General features: G+C 30.8%; 14 protein-coding genes and 1 other annotated feature. Of the genes, 6 read left to right on the top strand and 8 right to left on the bottom strand.

All coding sequences use genetic code 11. The features are described 5' to 3' along the window. Positions 1-67: 67 nt before the first annotated feature. Positions 68-1,018, bottom strand: a complete 951-nt coding sequence (locus J2Z44_RS02265; protein ID WP_021283923.1) for a CPBP family intramembrane glutamic endopeptidase — start codon at positions 1,016-1,018, stop codon at positions 68-70. A gap of 380 nt (positions 1,019-1,398) precedes the next feature. On the opposite strand from J2Z44_RS02265, the gene J2Z44_RS02260 reads away from it, so the two are divergent. From J2Z44_RS02260 to eam, 4 genes are all read left to right on the top strand, one after another. After that, entirely contained in the window at positions 1,399-2,340 is a 942-nt protein-coding gene (locus J2Z44_RS02260; RefSeq protein WP_021283922.1) for an ABC transporter ATP-binding protein, read from the top strand. After that, the gene (locus tag J2Z44_RS02255; RefSeq protein ID WP_021283921.1) at positions 2,327-3,658 is read left to right on the top strand and encodes an ABC transporter permease; all 1,332 of its coding nucleotides are present in this window, start codon (positions 2,327-2,329) and stop codon (positions 3,656-3,658) included. The genes J2Z44_RS02260 and J2Z44_RS02255 overlap by 14 nt, the downstream gene beginning before the upstream one ends. 15 nt (positions 3,659-3,673) lie before the next feature. Next, positions 3,674-5,011, top strand: a complete 1,338-nt coding sequence (locus tag J2Z44_RS02250; RefSeq protein ID WP_021283920.1) for an ABC transporter permease — start codon at positions 3,674-3,676, stop codon at positions 5,009-5,011. A gap of 820 nt (positions 5,012-5,831) precedes the next feature. Beyond that, entirely contained in the window at positions 5,832-7,109 is a 1,278-nt protein-coding gene (gene eam, locus J2Z44_RS02245) for a glutamate 2,3-aminomutase (protein ID WP_021283919.1), read from the top strand. Positions 7,110-7,321: 212 nt separating this feature from the next. Here the strand turns inward: eam and J2Z44_RS02240 are convergent, their stop codons facing one another. From J2Z44_RS02240 to J2Z44_RS02230, 3 genes are all read right to left on the bottom strand, one after another. Next, the gene (locus tag J2Z44_RS02240) at positions 7,322-7,933 is read right to left on the bottom strand and encodes a nucleoside/nucleotide kinase family protein (protein ID WP_021283918.1); all 612 of its coding nucleotides are present in this window, start codon (positions 7,931-7,933) and stop codon (positions 7,322-7,324) included. 120 nt (positions 7,934-8,053) lie between these two features. After that, complete coding sequence (locus tag J2Z44_RS02235; RefSeq protein ID WP_021283917.1) at positions 8,054-8,386, bottom strand: SdpI family protein; 333 nt, start codon at positions 8,384-8,386, stop codon at positions 8,054-8,056. Positions 8,387-8,785: 399 nt separating this feature from the next. Then, the gene (locus J2Z44_RS02230) at positions 8,786-9,013 is read right to left on the bottom strand and encodes a hypothetical protein (protein ID WP_152513263.1); all 228 of its coding nucleotides are present in this window, start codon (positions 9,011-9,013) and stop codon (positions 8,786-8,788) included. A 378-nt stretch (positions 9,014-9,391) separates the two neighbouring features. Further along, positions 9,392-9,629: a binding site (T-box leader), on the top strand. Between the two features lie 101 nt (positions 9,630-9,730). Here J2Z44_RS02230 and J2Z44_RS02225 point away from each other — a divergent pair. Then, entirely contained in the window at positions 9,731-11,056 is a 1,326-nt protein-coding gene (locus J2Z44_RS02225) for a dicarboxylate/amino acid:cation symporter (RefSeq protein ID WP_021283915.1), read from the top strand. A 23-nt stretch (positions 11,057-11,079) separates the two neighbouring features. Next, positions 11,080-12,018 (top strand): ATP-grasp domain-containing protein, encoded by a 939-nt coding sequence (locus tag J2Z44_RS02220; RefSeq protein ID WP_021283914.1) that lies wholly within the window; start codon positions 11,080-11,082, stop codon positions 12,016-12,018. A 99-nt stretch (positions 12,019-12,117) separates the two neighbouring features. On the opposite strand, the gene J2Z44_RS02215 is transcribed toward J2Z44_RS02220, so the two are convergent. The 4 genes from J2Z44_RS02215 to J2Z44_RS02200 all read right to left on the bottom strand — a co-directional run bounded on the left by J2Z44_RS02215 (position 12,118) and on the right by J2Z44_RS02200 (position 16,188). After that, complete coding sequence (locus J2Z44_RS02215) at positions 12,118-12,528, bottom strand: iron chaperone (RefSeq protein ID WP_031271591.1); 411 nt, start codon at positions 12,526-12,528, stop codon at positions 12,118-12,120. A 265-nt stretch (positions 12,529-12,793) separates the two neighbouring features. Next, positions 12,794-14,698 carry a DUF4830 domain-containing protein gene (locus tag J2Z44_RS02210; RefSeq protein WP_021283912.1) on the bottom strand — a complete coding sequence of 635 codons (1,905 nt, stop codon included), beginning with the start codon at positions 14,696-14,698 and terminating at the stop codon, positions 12,794-12,796. After that, positions 14,688-15,257 (bottom strand): RNA polymerase sigma factor, encoded by a 570-nt coding sequence (locus J2Z44_RS02205; protein WP_021283911.1) that lies wholly within the window; start codon positions 15,255-15,257, stop codon positions 14,688-14,690. The genes J2Z44_RS02210 and J2Z44_RS02205 overlap by 11 nt, the downstream gene beginning before the upstream one ends. 559 nt (positions 15,258-15,816) lie before the next feature. Further along, a complete protein-coding gene (locus tag J2Z44_RS02200) occupies positions 15,817-16,188 on the bottom strand; it encodes a PH domain-containing protein (protein WP_021283910.1) in 372 nt (123 codons plus the stop codon). Between the last annotated feature and the right edge of the window lie 106 nt (positions 16,189-16,294).

The following is a 16,294-nucleotide window of genomic DNA, read 5'->3' as shown; positions in this document are numbered from 1 at the left end:
ATAGGTTTAATTTTACTAACCTTTATTTATAATTCTTCTACTAGAAGTTATTACAATTTAGAAATACTTAGTGCTTTATAACATCAGTAATTGGAACAGTACTAATAGCATATACCATTACTACTATTCCAAGTACTACCATTAATCCTGAACAAATACCTGCTATAATCATGATTTTCTTTTCTTTTTTCTGTGTTATGGCATCATCTTCTACTTCATTTCTAGCTTGTTTTTTATGAATTAGCTTAGAACCAAATAGTAGAAGGAAAGGCACTACTGCTCCAATAATGAAATAAGTTGATATTGCATATAACATCATTCCTGAATTTATATTTGCTGCTGTAGTCTGTGATTTCGATGTGAAAGAAATCAAAGTTGCTAAGCCATTGTTTACGAAATGAAATATAACTGGCAAAATAATATTTCTTGTCTCAATCATAACGTAAGACAATGCCATTCCTAAAATAGCTGTAGGAAGAAACCTAACTGGATCTAAATGGAAAATACCAAAAATAATCCCCATATAAAGGACTCTAAGCCACTTATTATTTACTGAACCAAGTGATGAAAGAATAAGTCCTCTATGCAAGGCTTCTTCACATATAGCTGGCATAACAGCAATAATAATAAAGGCAACCCACATAGGAACACTAGTAAATACATTCTGTAATCCACTACTTACATCTGTAAGTCCTTGTGGGAAAAAATATCCAATGATTAAAGTTACAAGTAGAACGGCAACATAAGAACCTGCCCATATAAGTAAAACCCCAAAAATCTCACGTAGTAAAGGCTTCTTTATAGGAAATACTTCTTTAAAATTTGCTTTAAAAAGGATTGCTGGGATTATTGCTAATAATAAAAGTATAATCTCTGTAATAGCTACACCATACATCCCAAACACCATTTGTATAGGTGCTGCTACAAAGATTGTAACCATAATTACTAAAATAAACACTCCTATACCCTGATAGGGTTTTAATTGTTTACACTGTTTTGAATTAATTTTTGATAACATCTAACACTTCCCCTTTATAGATTAATTATTAAAAGTATATTTTACTTTTGAAATAGACCTGTTATCCCCTCCAAATCTAAATCATTACCACTATATTCCATTATATCATTTTATGTGCTTCCTCACTATAGGTTCAATTTGAAGATTTTATAAATTAATGTAAATAAATTTAACTTGATTTGTGGAAGCTCCTAATTGATATTTTATTATGGATTAATACTATCCATAGATAAAATGGAATTAACTTTTTATATGAGGAATATTATAGTATAATTACCATGTTGAGGGATTGCATTTTTAGAGAGGTTTTTAAAATTCTACTAAAAATGAAATCCATTATACGAAAAATTATCTGATGTGTTTCAGGAAAGAGGGATATTATGACTTTATGTGTTAAGAATTTGACAAAGAAATACGGAGACAAAGTTGTTGTTGATAACTTAAGTTTTCAGATTGATAAACCAGGAGTTTATGCTCTACTAGGAACAAATGGTGCTGGAAAGACTACAACCTTACGTATTATATTAGGAATGCTGGCAAAGAATGAGGGAGAAGTACAATGGAAAGGTCAGCCTCTTGATCCTTTGAAAACCAATGTAGGTTATCTAGCAGAAGAACGTGGATTATATCCAAAATACACCTTACTTGATCAGCTTTTGTATTTTGCAAAGCTTAGAAATGTGCCTAAAAAAACTGCCCTGAGTCGCATTGAATACTGGAGTGAACGTTTATCAGTAAGTGAGTACGTATTCCCACCTAAGGTAAAAGGTAAAAAAGCTCCTAAGCCCTATCGAGCAGAGCAGTTGTCCAAAGGAAATCAACAAAAGATTCAGCTAATGTCAACTTTAATTTCTGATCCAGAATTAATTATTCTAGATGAGCCTTTAAGCGGACTTGACCCAGTGAATACTGATTTATTTAAATCAATTATTAGAGAAGAAATTTCAAAGAATAAATATCTAATTATGTCCAGTCATCAAATGCCTACTATTGAAGAGTTTTGCTCTGATATTACCATATTAAATCATGGGCAAGCAGTCCTTCAAGGAAATTTAAATGAGATTAAGAAAGGTTATGGACGTGTGAACCTTTTTGTTAAGAGTGATGTAGACATTTCTTCCTATATTGCTGCCTTTGAACTAGACATTGTAAATAAAACACCAAGTGAGTATCATTTAAGAGTTCAAAACGAAGATCATGCAATGCAATTTTTAACAAAACTTATTGAAGATAAGATTCCCGTAATTAAATTCGAACTTCGTGAACCCTCCTTGCACGAAATATTTATTGAAAAGGTAGGCGACACTAATGAAAAAGAATAGTCTTACTGGTTGGAAGGATGTCTTCACTTTTACCCTTAAACAAACTTTAAGAAGTAAAGCCTTTATTATTTCATATGCCATAATCATTGTATTAATGCTAATCTCCATGCCCATTGTAAGTACTCTTACTTCAAAGGATAACTCAGATTCAACATCTCTTAATACAGTGAAAAAAGTTTATGTGAATAATAAAACTAATATTTCATCTATAGATTTTAAAAGTGTTCTTCATGATGAAAAATTAAAGAATATTTCTTTTGAACCAATGAGGGATGACTATAATGTGGTATCTGAAAGAATTGAAAAAAGTGAACAAGAATCTATAATACTAACTATTAGTGAAGTTCAAGATAAGTATTCTTTAGAATTTGTTAAAGCTACCAAGGGACCAGTTAAAGAAAGCAACTTAAATACCCTTTCAGATTCTATAAAAAAGGAATTTCAAACTATTAAACTTAATGCACTTGGAGTAAATAGTAGCCAGTTAGATATGATTAATGCAGAAGTAAAAACTAATGTGTTTATCACTGATATTAATGGTGTAGAAGTTGTAAAAGAAGATACCTCTATATCAGATAGCGAGTACTGGTTTATATATGGAATCCTATTTATAGTTATGATGGTTAACATAATGGCAAGCACACAAATTGCTTCCTCTATAGTTACTGAAAAATCAACTCGAGTTATTGAATATCTACTAACATCTGTTAAACCACTAGCTATAATAGTTGGTAAAATCCTTGGCATGCTTACTGCAGTTCTGTTTCAAGTTGTATCTATGATAGTAGCATTATTTATTTCCAATAGGATTACAAGTGGTTTATCTTCAAGTAGTGGAGAAAGTGTACTTTCTCAGTATCTCCCCAAAAATATTTTTCAGAATTTAAATTTAACTAATATTATTTTCTGTTTAATATTAATTGCCGTTGGAATGATTATTTATGCCACCTTAGCTGGCCTTGCAGGAGCATCTATAAGCAGGCTTGAAGAGTTGAGTGAAGGACTTACAATGTTCACCTTTATTAACTTAATTGGAGCATATATTGGAATGGGTGCTGCCAGTGTATTAATGGCATCGGGAATTAATGGCTTTGTTATATTCTCTTTCTTATTCCCTTTGTCCTCAGTTTTCATATTACCTGGTGCCCTTTTAATCGGAAAGGTAACCTTACCACTTGTATTAGCTGCTATTGCATTACAAATAATAACCATAGTTTTATTATTTAAATTTGTAGCAAAGGTTTATGAAACTCTAATACTTCATAATGGTAACAAAATTAAACTTAAAGAACTTATTAAAATTTCAAAGACGGTGTAAAAGGGGGAAGGAAAGATGAAAGATAATTTTAGAGGATGGACTTCAGTATATGCCTTTACCCTTTCACAGGCTACAAAGGGCATTAGCTTTAAGCTTGTTACTACCTTAATTTCATTACTTATAATAGGAGCATTGGTAGTGGTGAATTTGGTAGTGGCTAAACCTGATAAGGAAAATAAAAATGAACCCTCTCCAATTAAAACAGTATATGTATTAGACAATAGTGGATTACAGCCAACCAATTACAAGGCTATAATCTCACAGACTAACAAAAATGACTTTAATGAAATTGAATATATAAAGGTAATTGATAAATCTAGTGAGGAAGTTGTAAAATCTGCAGGTGAAAAGTCTTCTGAGGCTATAGCTGTAGTTATTACAAAGAAAGACTTAGGCTATGAATTAAAAGCTCTTATACCTGAAAATTCAAAGGTATCAAAAAATCAAGCAGAATCACTACTAAATTCAATGTCCTCTGCTTTTGAAACAAATAAACTCCTCCAGGTAGGTTTATCATCAGAGCAACTTATTGGTGTGCTTAAGCCAACTGTAGTATCCTTCTCAGAAATTGGTGAAAATTCTAGTGTAGTTACTAAAGTAATTAAAGTAGCAGCACCTATGGTATTTAGCTTTGTAATGTACTTTATGCTACTACTTTATGGTCAGACCATCAGCAAATCAGTATCTACAGAAAAGACCTCCAAGCTCATGGAAGTGTTATTAACCTCAGTTCACCCCTATGCTATGATAACTGGTAAGGTGCTAGCTGTTACATCTATGGCATTGGGACAATTTGTAACTTGGATTGCAGCAGGTGTTGTAGGATTATATGGTGGAAATGCAATTGCTCAAAATATTTATCCTAATTATGAGAATTCTGCAATTACCATCATTAACTTTCTTAAGGATAACTTAGGACAAACAGCATTAACTCTTCCAGCAGTGCTCCTTGCAATAATCTTCTTCTGTTTAGGATTCTTGTTTTACTGCATTATTGCTGCAGTTGCTGGCTGCATGGTTTCAAAACCAGAGGATGTAGCCTCTACTCAAGCGGTATTTCAGATGCCAATAATCATAAGCTGGTTAGTTTGTTATATTGCCCCAATACTTGGTAAGGAAGGTATACTTTCCGTAGCTAGATATATTCCCTTTACTTCTCCTTTTATAGTGCCAGCTGATCTTATTACAGGTACCATGAGTATTTCAATGGGGATTATATCAACTGCCCTACTTTTAATTTTCTGTCTGTTAACCATAATGCTAGCAGCTAAAATTTATAAAGGCCTTGTGTTATATAACGGACAAAAGCTTAATTTTAAAGTAATAGGCAATATATTAAAGACTAATAAATAATTTTCAAAACAAATTTATCATATACTAGATTTATGGAATAAGAAGCAGCTAAAAGTATTTTTAACTATACTTTTAGCTGCTTTTTTAACACTGGGATAATATATAAGTTACCTAATAAATCAATGCTTATTATTCTAAATATTACTTAAGAATAGCACTTGCTAATAATTATAGAACTTTCTTATATCCATATTTTCGTATAAATTCACTTTTATATTGCCTGTCATTGTCCAAAATTCAATCTCAGCATTTACATCAAATAAATTTGAACAAAATCCAATCATTTTGCTTACTATGATATAGGTATATGAGGGGTGGAAAATAAAAAAGGCTACAGAAATGGCTATGCAGGTTAACTATAAACTCGTTCCATATCATCATACTTTTGATTTAAAACTAAGAATTATTTTATTTGTCGAAAATATTTATATATTTCGAATATTATGTTATTATATAATGTAATAAGTAATTTAATATCATCTTTTCCTTAAAATTACTTTTACTGTGAAACTTTTTATATACCACATATAGGATTTCTTAGTGGAATCTTGGCTTACTCATTTCCAAATGTCTTAAGGAAACAAGTTGGCTCATATATGGGGTAAATCTTCACTTTGACTCTCTATATGTAGTATTAAGGTTAACTTATCCTTATATATCAAAATACACTTAAAGGTCAACTTGCTTTTCTAATGAGTTTTCATGGAGAAACTTTATTTTGTTCATCTTTAAAAAGCCTTAAGGGAATCAATGTAGCTTGAATACTAAGTTAAGTCTTTACTTTGGTTCCATATATAATAAAAACATAAAGGAGGGTCTTATGGCTAAAGATAAAAACAAAACTATGTGTGCACTTAATCGCGCAGAAGAATTAAAATCAAAAATTGAGGATTATACAAAGATTAAGGATACTATACCTAACGGGTTATCCAATACTGTAGAAGCTAAAATTGAGGAAAAAAAGCAAAAAATATTATCCTTACTTAAGGGTACAGAAGCTGATTGGAATGATTGGCAATGGCATATAAGAAATAGAATTCAAGATATAGATTTACTATCTCAAATTGTAAAACTGGATGACTCTGAAATTACAAGCATAAAAAAAGTTCAAGAAAAATTCAGATGGGGAATCTCACCTTACTATGCTTCTTTAATGGACGATAATAAGCTAAATCCTGTAAGGCTTCAATCAATTCCCACTATTTTAGAATTAAACCAGCATGGCTCCATTGATCCCATGGGAGAAGAATTTACAAATCCAGCAGGTGCTATTACAAGGAGGTATCCTGATAGACTAATTATTAATGTTACTAATTTATGCTCCTCTTTTTGCAGACATTGCCAAAGACGAAGAAACATTGGCACTTTAGACACCCATAAAACTAAAGAAGTTCTCCAAGAATCCATTGACTATATAAGAAATAACCCTGAAATACGGGACGTATTAATCACCGGTGGCGATGCTCTTATGTTGTCTGATGATACGCTAGATTGGCTGCTCGGAGAAATATATAATATCCCAACAGTAGATTATATTAGACTTGGTACTCGTACCCTTGTAAACTTACCCCAAAGAATTACTGAAAATTTACTTAATATTCTTAAAAAGTATTCACCTATTTATATAAATACCCATTTTAACCACCCTTTAGAAATCACAAAAGAAACAAAAGAAGCCTGTGATAAATTATCTAATATAGGAATTCCTCTAGGAAATCAAGCAGTACTATTAAATGGAATAAATAATGATAAGTTTGTAATGCGCCTTCTAAATCAGCAACTTTTAAAATGTAGAGTTAGGCCTTACTATATATTCCATGCTAAAAGTGTAGTTGGAACCACACACTTTAATACATCTATAGATGATGGTATTGAAATAATGGAATACCTAAGGGGTTATACCTCTGGAATGGCAATTCCAACTTACATTGTTAACGCTCCAAATGGAGATGGAAAAACTCCAATTTTACCTCAATACATCATATCTAGAGGTAAGAATTATGTTAAGATTAGAACCTGGGAAGGAAAAATATATGACTATCCTAATAATTTTACACAAGACTTAGGGAATCTATTAAAAGAAAATATTACAAATTAACATAACCCTAAGTATTTTTACTTAGGGCTTTATTTTGGAGTTTTCTCCCGTTGGGATTATTGCTTTAATTGTATAAATTGCAATTTATTCAATAAATTCCTTTGCTTCATTTAGTATTCTTTACGAACTCTCAAATTGAAAAGCAGTAAAACTTTATCAAATACTATTAGAGTATACTTGGTTTTCTAAAAAAATAATGCTCAAATTTTAATTTAACTATTCTTTAATACAAAATCTGCAGTTTCAATGGGGGAATATTCTAGGATATACTTTTCTTCTGCTGGGAAATATCGTTTTTCATATTTACATTTTATATCTTCCAATCCACCTATATATCCATCCCTTGCTAAAACTCTACTTAACCTGACTTCCTGAGGTACATCAAGGTAAATTATAAAATCTAAATAGTCTTTTAGTTCTTTTCTTTGCAAAAATATTCCTTCTAATATTAATACAGAGCCATGAACTAAATTAACTCTTTGAGTAAAATATTCATCATTATCCCTGTTATATATTTCTATTTGTTTATCAATTATTTCACCACTTTTTATAGGAAACAAAATTTCTTTCACCAAGTAATCATATCTCCATTGTACATTATAATAGCAATGCCATTCTTCTTTAGTCAAATCATATCTAATATGTTTTGGGTAAATAAAATCATCAATATGTAACACATAAGAATTATAGTTTTCATTCTGCAATTGTAGTTTCAATGAATTAACAAGTGTACTTTTACCTGCTCCTCCTAAGCCATCAACTCCAACAATATATACCCTATTAGAAATATCTTCACATTTCAATTTGTTTATCAAAAACTCCATTTCAAATTTCTCCTTTTTATACTTCTTGTTCATAATAATTAATAATTTATAACTTGACTTAATAAAAAAAAGTTACGTGCTATTCAATATATATAATTTTAATTAAGAGGATGCTTGTTTTTAACTTATAAATTTATCTGTTTTTACTATTACCCATATTAGTAGCGAACCCGCAGCGATGATTGAAAATAATGAGTACATTTTAGGAAGTACTATTAAATTAATAGCGCCTAAAATAGTTAAAAACATTCCTACTTCTATAATCTTTTTTGCGCAGTAGATATTTGATTTGTCCCATACTTCCTTACTTTTTTCTGATCTTTCAGTCCTAAAGCCATAAAACACATTTATATTCTTCGGTGGAAAAATTTTATATACTACACCAAAAATTAATAACAATAATCCAATCAATGAATGATTAAAAAACAAATCTAATAAATGTAATAAATCCACTTACAATCCTCCTCTTAAAATAATTAATTTTATTTTACCATATAATTACTGTAATAATATACCTATATTCTTTATTTACTTACATAATCATTAAATCAAAGTCATTTGAGCTAATACTTCATCAAAGTAAAAACAGTATCCTTCATCACTGGATACGCTACCATGTATAACTTTTTAAATATATAAATAAGAATAAGTATTGTTAACAATAAAAAAAATAACAATATAGTGTTTATGAGGATTCCAAGGGATTTTACTTGAATTAGCCCTAATTATATACCCTAAAAAGCACTAAGAAATGCACGTATTTATACTGAGAAAATAAGAAACAACTTAAGTAATAAATATCTATTACTTAAGTTGCTTCTCTATAAATCTAATAATAAGTAAAACTAGCCTTTAGATTTCGTTAATATTTTTACCACTTAAATTATCTCCGTAATATGATGCTAAAGGAGAAACTTCTATTTGATTTTTTTCTACCGTCGTCTTATCAAACCCTGCATTAGTAAGCCATTTCTTATGCAAATTTAAAATCAATTCCTTTGCTGTTTCAGGACTATCTTCTCCCTCTTTATTTTTTACTGGAGCAAATTCTTCTTCTCTTTCCACTTCTAAAGCTGCCATATCATTTAACTTCTCAAATATATTAAATAGGAGATATTCAAACTTATAGCCACTGGGTTCTGTAGGCACTGCCCAATTATGCGCAAACTTGAATTATATCCTCTTTTATACAGAACTAATATTTAATAAAATATGCCAAATATACTCATGTCAATTTTTAACACTTCATTATGCTAAATTATTTAATAAAAACCTCTTGTTTTTTGTTTTATTCTCATCTATAATCAATTCAGATAGTTTTAGTATGATTTACAAGATTTTCAATCTTTAATTATTCTAACTTATATATGTGGCATTGCTTAACTTAGAAAAATTCTTTTGGTGTAGGTGCAAATCTGCTTCAAAAGTTATTATTCTAAATATCATGCTACAACCTTAATAAATGCTTAGATCAGGAAAAGTAAATTACATGAAACAGACAGAGAAGAGTTCAAATGCTGAAAGAACTCCATGATAGAATGTAGTTGAAGTGCCCCTGTGAGCAGATAACCGAAATTTAGTAGGCTTATCCGGGTTTCTCCCGTTATAGAGATAGGGTATGCAAGTACCTGAGAAAGATGGGCATTTTTATGTCTAATTAGAGTGGAACCGCGGAATTTAACCTTCTGCCTCTGAATTTTTTTCAGAGGTGGGAGGTTTTTTGATTTCCTTAAATAGGGCCCTTTTAAGGAAATATATTAGATTTAAAATTAAAATTACGAATTTGGAGGGTTTAAAATGAATTTGCAATATGTAACTTTATTAATTTCAGTTTTAGTCGTGGGAATTTTATTCTTTATGAAAACTAAAAAAATCTCTTTGGGTGTTAGAGTTTTTACTGCTATGTTTTTCGGGGTGTCCGTAGGGGCATTACTTAAAAGCAATGCTTTAATAATTGAGCCTGTTGGTACAATCTACGTTAATTTGATTAAGATGCTTGTTATCCCACTAGTTATGTCATCTTTAATTTCAAGCATAACTACTTTAGACAATACAAGTAAACTAAAAAGTATAAGCTTAAAATCCATTGGATTTTTGATAACTACCACAGTTTTAGCTACTGCAATAGGTTTACTTGTTGGTAAAGTAATGGATTTAGGCTCTGGTATTGAATTTGTAAAAGATGCTGCTTTTAAAGCTAAAGAAATACCAAAGTTTTCTGCTGTATTAATTGATATGATTCCTGCTAATCCTATAAATGATATGGCTAATGCAAAGATGATCCCAGTAATTATATTCTCAATGTTTATAGCAGTAGCAATCAATGTTGAAGGTAGTAAAAAACCTGAAAAGGTTAAACCAGTTAAAGATCTTATAAGTTCTTTCTCAAAAATAATGTTTACTTTAACAAGAACTATAATTGAGTTAACACCTTATGGCGTGTATGGTTTAATGGTTCCAGTAGCAGCTAAATATGGTGTAACTTCATTATTACCTTTAGCTAAATTTATAATTGCTATGTATTTAAGTTGTCTAATTCACATTGCACTAGTACATGGAAGTTTGATTGCAGTTATTGCAAAAGTAAACCCAATAAAATTTTTCAAAAAAATCTCTGAAGCCTTGATTATAGCTTTTACAACTAGAAGTAGTTATGGAACTCTTCCTATAACTATCAGGGTATTGACTGAGAATGTTAAAATCTCAGATAGAATTGCTAGCTTCACTGCCTCACTTGGAGCATCTATAGGAATGAATGGTGGCGGCGGTGTTTACCCTACCCTTGTGGCAATATTCGTTGCAAGAATATTTAACATTGAACTTACCCTTACTCACTATGTATTGCTTTTTGTAACAGCCGCTATAAGTTCTATTGGAATTGCAGGGGTACCTGGAGCAGCTACCATATCAGCAACAGTAGTGCTTTCTAGCTTAGGTCTTCCAGTTGAAGGACTTGCTATGATTCTTGGGATAGATGTTGTAGTGGATATGATTAGAACTATGACAAATGTTACTGGTGCTGCTGTAGCTTCAATTCTAGTTGCTAGCACAGAAAATGAACTAGATGTAGATGGATTCAATGATAAAAATAATACTAAAAAACAAGAGCTGCATGCAGCTTAATATAAAGAAAGGATTGATAAACAATGGAAAAGATATACGTTATACACGAAAATGAGGAATGGGTATTACCACTTAGAAAGGAATTTGAGGCTTTAAACCTACCTTATGAAGAATGGTTTTTATCAAAAGGAACTCTTGATTTAACTAAAACACCTCCTGAGGGAGTTTTCTATAATAGAATGAGTGCTTCCTCTCACACAAGAGACCATCGTTATGCTGCAGAATATACAGCAGCTGTACTTGCTTGGCTTGAAGCTCATGGAAGACGAGTTGTAAACAACAGCAACGCCCTTAGGCTTGAAGTAAGCAAGGTAGCTCAACAGGTTTCTCTAGAAGCCTTTGGAGTTCGCACTCCTAAAACTATTGCTGCTATTGGAAAAGAAGAAATAATTAAAGCTGCAAAAGAGTTTGAAGGTGCTTTCATAACAAAGCATAACAGAGCTGGGAAGGGTCTTGGAGTTCAAAAATTCTCAAATATTGAAGCTCTAGAAAGTTATGTTTATGGACCTGATTTTGAAGAGCCTGTAGATGGAATAACTTTAATTCAACAATATATCGAATCTCCTAACCCATATATTGTTAGAAATGAGTTTATTGGCGGAAAGTACTACTATTCTGTACAAGTTAACACTTCTGAAGGCTTCCAACTCTGTCCTGCAGATGCTTGCCAAATTTCTGATGCTTTCTGCCCAGTTGGAGAGACTAAAACTTCTAAGTTTACAGTACTAGAAGGCTTTAGTAACCCTATATTTGAAAAATATGAAAAGTTCCTAGCTGCTAATGGCATTGAAATTGCAGGTATTGAAATGATTACTGACAAAAAAGGTGTTATTTACACATATGATGTAAATACAAACACAAACTATAACAATGAAGCAGAAAGTAAAGCTGGTGTTTCAGGAATGGGAGCTATTGCAAAATTTCTTGGAGATGAACTTGAAAAAGTAAAAAATAATAAATAATAGCTTCAATTCCCATTAGAAACAGAAAAGTAGCCTTAATTCAATCTCACTTTTTACCATATAAGAAAGGGTATGCAAATTATGCATACCCTTTCCTTATTAGTGATGGTTCCTAGTATTGTAACACCATTTTGCTATTTCTTCAATAAGTGACAGTGGTAATGGCTTGCTATACGGAAACTGCACTGCGCCTTTGCTTGTCTTGTACTCCCTTAGTCTTTCAGTGAAATGCTCTACAACCTCAGGTCCAGGGTACAACCCAATGTGATTTTTGAATGCTGCAAAGTGAATTATATTTTGTTTATTCCAATAAGTTGGCATACTCCATGAGATACGCTCTTGTGCATGTGGAAGTGCGGTGCGAAGTGTATCTCTCACTTGATTTAACAACGGTTTAACCTCTTCCAATTGTGCTTCAATATAGTCATCAATGGTTTTTGGCGGCTCGCCGCAGAAGTGGTCTTGGTCTGTATTTTTAAAATTACGTCCGCATTTTGGACATTGCCACATAATAATTCGCCTCGCTCTCTCTACAATGGTCACTTTTATTGTAAGTGTGACCTCCAAATTTCTAAGCTAAATATTAACTGTTACATTCTAAGTATTTATTTCTATTATACTTTAAGTACTCTTACTCTGTAATCATTTATTTGCTACATAACAGCCATATTTTAGCATGTAAGTGCAATATTATTTCTAGGTTGTAAGATAAGTTTTAGGCAATCTATCTTAAAGGCAATGTAATATCCTTGTTATATTTTATATAATGCTATTTTTAATTACTTTCAGTATAACCTGTTATGTCTTTTTTCATTTCTTTATCATCTATTGGTATATTTAATTTTATGGAAGTGGTTTCTAACTTTTTTGTTATGACTCCATTTTCATCATACCATTCAGTCTTTAATACTATGCCAGTGTTTTTTTCTACCCAAATCTTATATTTTGTTGATGCAAATTTAACTGAATAGTAATTATCAAGGGTACCCTCAATTATCGCTGCATCTAGATCCAAATACTTTTCTATAGCAGATATAGACCACTTTGATTCATCTTTTAAAATTCCAACTGCCAAGTTTTGATTAAACAAACTTTCATTTGCGTAAAGTAAAAATAAAGGGTCACGTCTTAGATAGCCTACACTACTACCATCTGATGCAGTACCGTATCTATTCTCTATATTATCCCTTGTGGTATCTCTTTTAGATACTGATACATCTTCAACTCTAAAGGTTTTTGTATTTTTGTCAAATATACTTCTCTTGTCTTCATTAAGAGTTGCTTCTATATCATTCCTTGCGGTACCTCCTTTAGATACTGATACATCTCCAACTCTAAAGGTTTTTGAATTGTTGTCAAATATAGTCTTCTTGTTTTCATTAAGAGTTGCTTCAACTATGGTGCCATCCTTTGAAGTTTCTTTTTCATAGCTTGATGGAATATCTTTAAGTTTAACTTTATAGTCTACTGTAACATCACTATTTAATCTTTTCTCATACAATCTAAAGATTCCTTGAGCACTTGAGAAATAGTCTACACTATTGGTAATTTTATTACGTAAATCCTTTTTGGAAACTGCTGTTGTTTCCTTTGTCAAACCCCCTGCTTCAACCAATGCTCTAAGCTCATCTGTTGTTTCATAATGCCAGTCATTTAATCCAGTAATATCTATTTTATTTATATCCTTATAATAATATAATCTCAACACAGCCTTATCTTTATAATTAATGCATATCATGTATTGATTTTCTACAGATTTCTTTCCATTAAACTCTTTATTAATTGGCTTAGAAGTTTCTAATGCAGCTAAAAACTTCTCTAAATTCCTGGTAATTGTACTTCTTTTTTCTACACCTAAGTTTTCCCCATTTGAATATTCAAATTTAATAAGTTCAATGCTTTCCACACTTTCAAACTTAAAGGTCTGTGGCTCAAAACCTTCAGGTATAACCTCACTTCTACTGTTTATTGGGAATATTCCTGGAGTATACCCATCATAGGACAAGAAGCCCCCTATTAATTCGTTTTTATCATTATAATATAAAATAGCACTTATGCTTCCATTGAAGTTATCCTTTGTTTTTTCCTTTAAGGTATAAGTTACTTGCTTAACTTCTTTACGTTTATATTGTGATAAATCAAGGCCTATCTCCTTAGATGCTTCTGTTTCTAAATTTGACCCAAAGGATTCATTTAATACAATTTGCTTTTCACTAATCTTCTCCTCTATATGATAATTATACTTAAGAAGAATATTTTTAGATTTTTCATCTATATCATCTATCTTAACATTGTCCTCTTGTACTTTAACTAAATTATTATTTTTTAAATTACCTACTAAATTAAACTTTTCACTAAACATAGGTATACTTATTACTGCAAAAGCCAGCACTGCCACTGCTGTATACTTTACAATCTTCCTTTTATTTTCAATTATTTTATTTAGGTAAAAGTACCTTTTTCTTGAATATAAATCTTTGTCTATTTTACTCATCACAGTAGTTGTAAATGCTGACGATGCATGAAATGGAGTTTCACCAATAGATTCCATAAGTTTAAAGGTATTTAAAACTTCTGTGCATTTTTTACAAACTCTAATATGCTCTTCTACCATTTTTAGTTTTTCATCATCCAGTTTGTTTTCAATATAATCATATAAGTTTTCTTCATTACACTTCATTTAAGATACCTCCTTCTTCTGATTCCTCTCCGCTTGAAATATATAACTTTTTCTTTGCTCTAAAGGCTTTCATTTTAACTGTATCTTCTTTAATTTTAAGAAACTCACCTATTTCCTTGTATGAGAATCCATGTACAAATTTAAGCAAAATAATATTCTTTTGATCCTCTTTGAGAATGCTCAACTTTTTATGTAGTTCTTTCTCTTTTTCCTTCAACTCCAGCATATTTTCAGGATTGTATTTATCATCGGCTTTTAGGTTTTCAAAAGACTCATCAAACTCCATAGTGGATTTTTTCCTCTTTTTTAAATGAGTGTTCATTGTATTAATTGTAATTTTGAATAACCAATGATAAAAATTAGACTTATCCTCAAGTTTATATAAATTTTTATAAGCCTTTAAAAAGGCTTCCTGCATAATATCTTCACTATCCTCTTTATCCAAGGTGTTTTTATATAAAAAGCCGTAGATAATGTCTTGATATTTCAAAATAAGAGTTTCATATGCTTTCGCATCACCTTTTATAACTCTCTCTACCAACAAATAATCTGTATCCAAAAACTCTTCCCCCTAATATGTTTTCTCCAAATACCCTATATCTATAAAGACCTTATTGCTTTTATAAAAGTAACACTTTGCTATAAATTTTCTTATGGTACTAATCAATTTTTCTAAACCTCAATTTCTGTTTTAATTTTTAGATTTATTATAAGGCATCTTGGAAAAATTAATTAGTCAGCATGTACCTCTAATTTCAGTTATACTAGATCAAAAGGTTACTTGTCAGCACAAGCTTGCTTGTGAACTGAAAATATCTTTCAAAGCTCTGACTTATCGCTTTTTCACAGATACCTAATGAAGTGTAAATAATACTTTTCTTTAATTTTATATAAGCTTCAATTCTACTTCTATATTATAAGATGATCTTAAGTAACTTATATGAAAGAGAAAACAAAATAGACTTTATGCATTTATGAAGTAGCAATTTTTATTTTATATGTTGTATTTATGTATTAAAAAAGTAGCTAAGAGTATTTATAACCATACTTATAGCTACTTTAAAACCTATGAATATTATATTATTTATCTAATATGTGAACACTTCCAATTTTACAAATTATTTTAAAAGAACACTTGCTATTAGTTTATCAAACTTACGTATATCCACATCTTTGTTTAAGTTCACTTTTATGTGTCCTGCCCTTGTCCAAAGTTCAACTTCAGCATTCATATCAAATAATTTTCCCGCATTTTCTGTAGACCACATGTTTATTGATGAGTATGGTAGTGAATATATCTCTACTTTTTTCCCTGTAATCCCCTGTGAATCTCTTACTATTAATCTCTTGTTAGTGAATATAGCGCTATCACGGAATGTTTTATAAGCAGCAATTGCTACCTCACCTTCCACTAATAAATCCTTTGCATCACTAGGAATTGGGCATTCTGAAATTAATGTCCATGATAAAATGTTATTTGATTCAGCCATTTTACTTTCCCCCTACCTCAATAATTTTAATTTATCTTTTATTTACTTCTATTTTCATAGAATTTTATTATTTATAAACAAGTAGTTTAAGATGAATATGTGATTA

Source organism: Clostridium punense (genome assembly GCF_017874425.1).
GTDB lineage: Bacteria > Bacillota > Clostridia > Clostridiales > Clostridiaceae > Clostridium_J > Clostridium_J punense.
The sequence above is the reverse complement of the archived record's forward strand: the minus strand, read 5'-3'. Positions and strand labels throughout refer to the sequence as shown.

What these genes read in the sequence shown, in the direction of transcription:
- J2Z44_RS02265 (WP_021283923.1), bottom strand. Translation starts at nt 1,018, where the DNA reads ATGTTATCAAAAATTAATTCAAAACAGTGTAAACAATTAAAACCCTAT.
- J2Z44_RS02260 (WP_021283922.1), top strand. Translation starts at nt 1,399, where the DNA reads ATGACTTTATGTGTTAAGAATTTGACAAAGAAATACGGAGACAAAGTT.
- J2Z44_RS02255 (WP_021283921.1), top strand. Translation starts at nt 2,327, where the DNA reads ATGAAAAAGAATAGTCTTACTGGTTGGAAGGATGTCTTCACTTTTACC.
- J2Z44_RS02250 (WP_021283920.1), top strand. Translation starts at nt 3,674, where the DNA reads ATGAAAGATAATTTTAGAGGATGGACTTCAGTATATGCCTTTACCCTT.
- eam (WP_021283919.1), top strand. Translation starts at nt 5,832, where the DNA reads ATGGCTAAAGATAAAAACAAAACTATGTGTGCACTTAATCGCGCAGAA.
- J2Z44_RS02240 (WP_021283918.1), bottom strand. Translation starts at nt 7,933, where the DNA reads ATGGAGTTTTTGATAAACAAATTGAAATGTGAAGATATTTCTAATAGG.
- J2Z44_RS02230 (WP_152513263.1), bottom strand. Translation starts at nt 9,013, where the DNA reads ATGGCAGCTTTAGAAGTGGAAAGAGAAGAAGAATTTGCTCCAGTAAAA.
- J2Z44_RS02225 (WP_021283915.1), top strand. Translation starts at nt 9,731, where the DNA reads ATGAATTTGCAATATGTAACTTTATTAATTTCAGTTTTAGTCGTGGGA.
- J2Z44_RS02220 (WP_021283914.1), top strand. Translation starts at nt 11,080, where the DNA reads ATGGAAAAGATATACGTTATACACGAAAATGAGGAATGGGTATTACCA.
- J2Z44_RS02215 (WP_031271591.1), bottom strand. Translation starts at nt 12,528, where the DNA reads ATGTGGCAATGTCCAAAATGCGGACGTAATTTTAAAAATACAGACCAA.
- J2Z44_RS02210 (WP_021283912.1), bottom strand. Translation starts at nt 14,698, where the DNA reads ATGAAGTGTAATGAAGAAAACTTATATGATTATATTGAAAACAAACTG.
- J2Z44_RS02200 (WP_021283910.1), bottom strand. Translation starts at nt 16,188, where the DNA reads ATGGCTGAATCAAATAACATTTTATCATGGACATTAATTTCAGAATGC.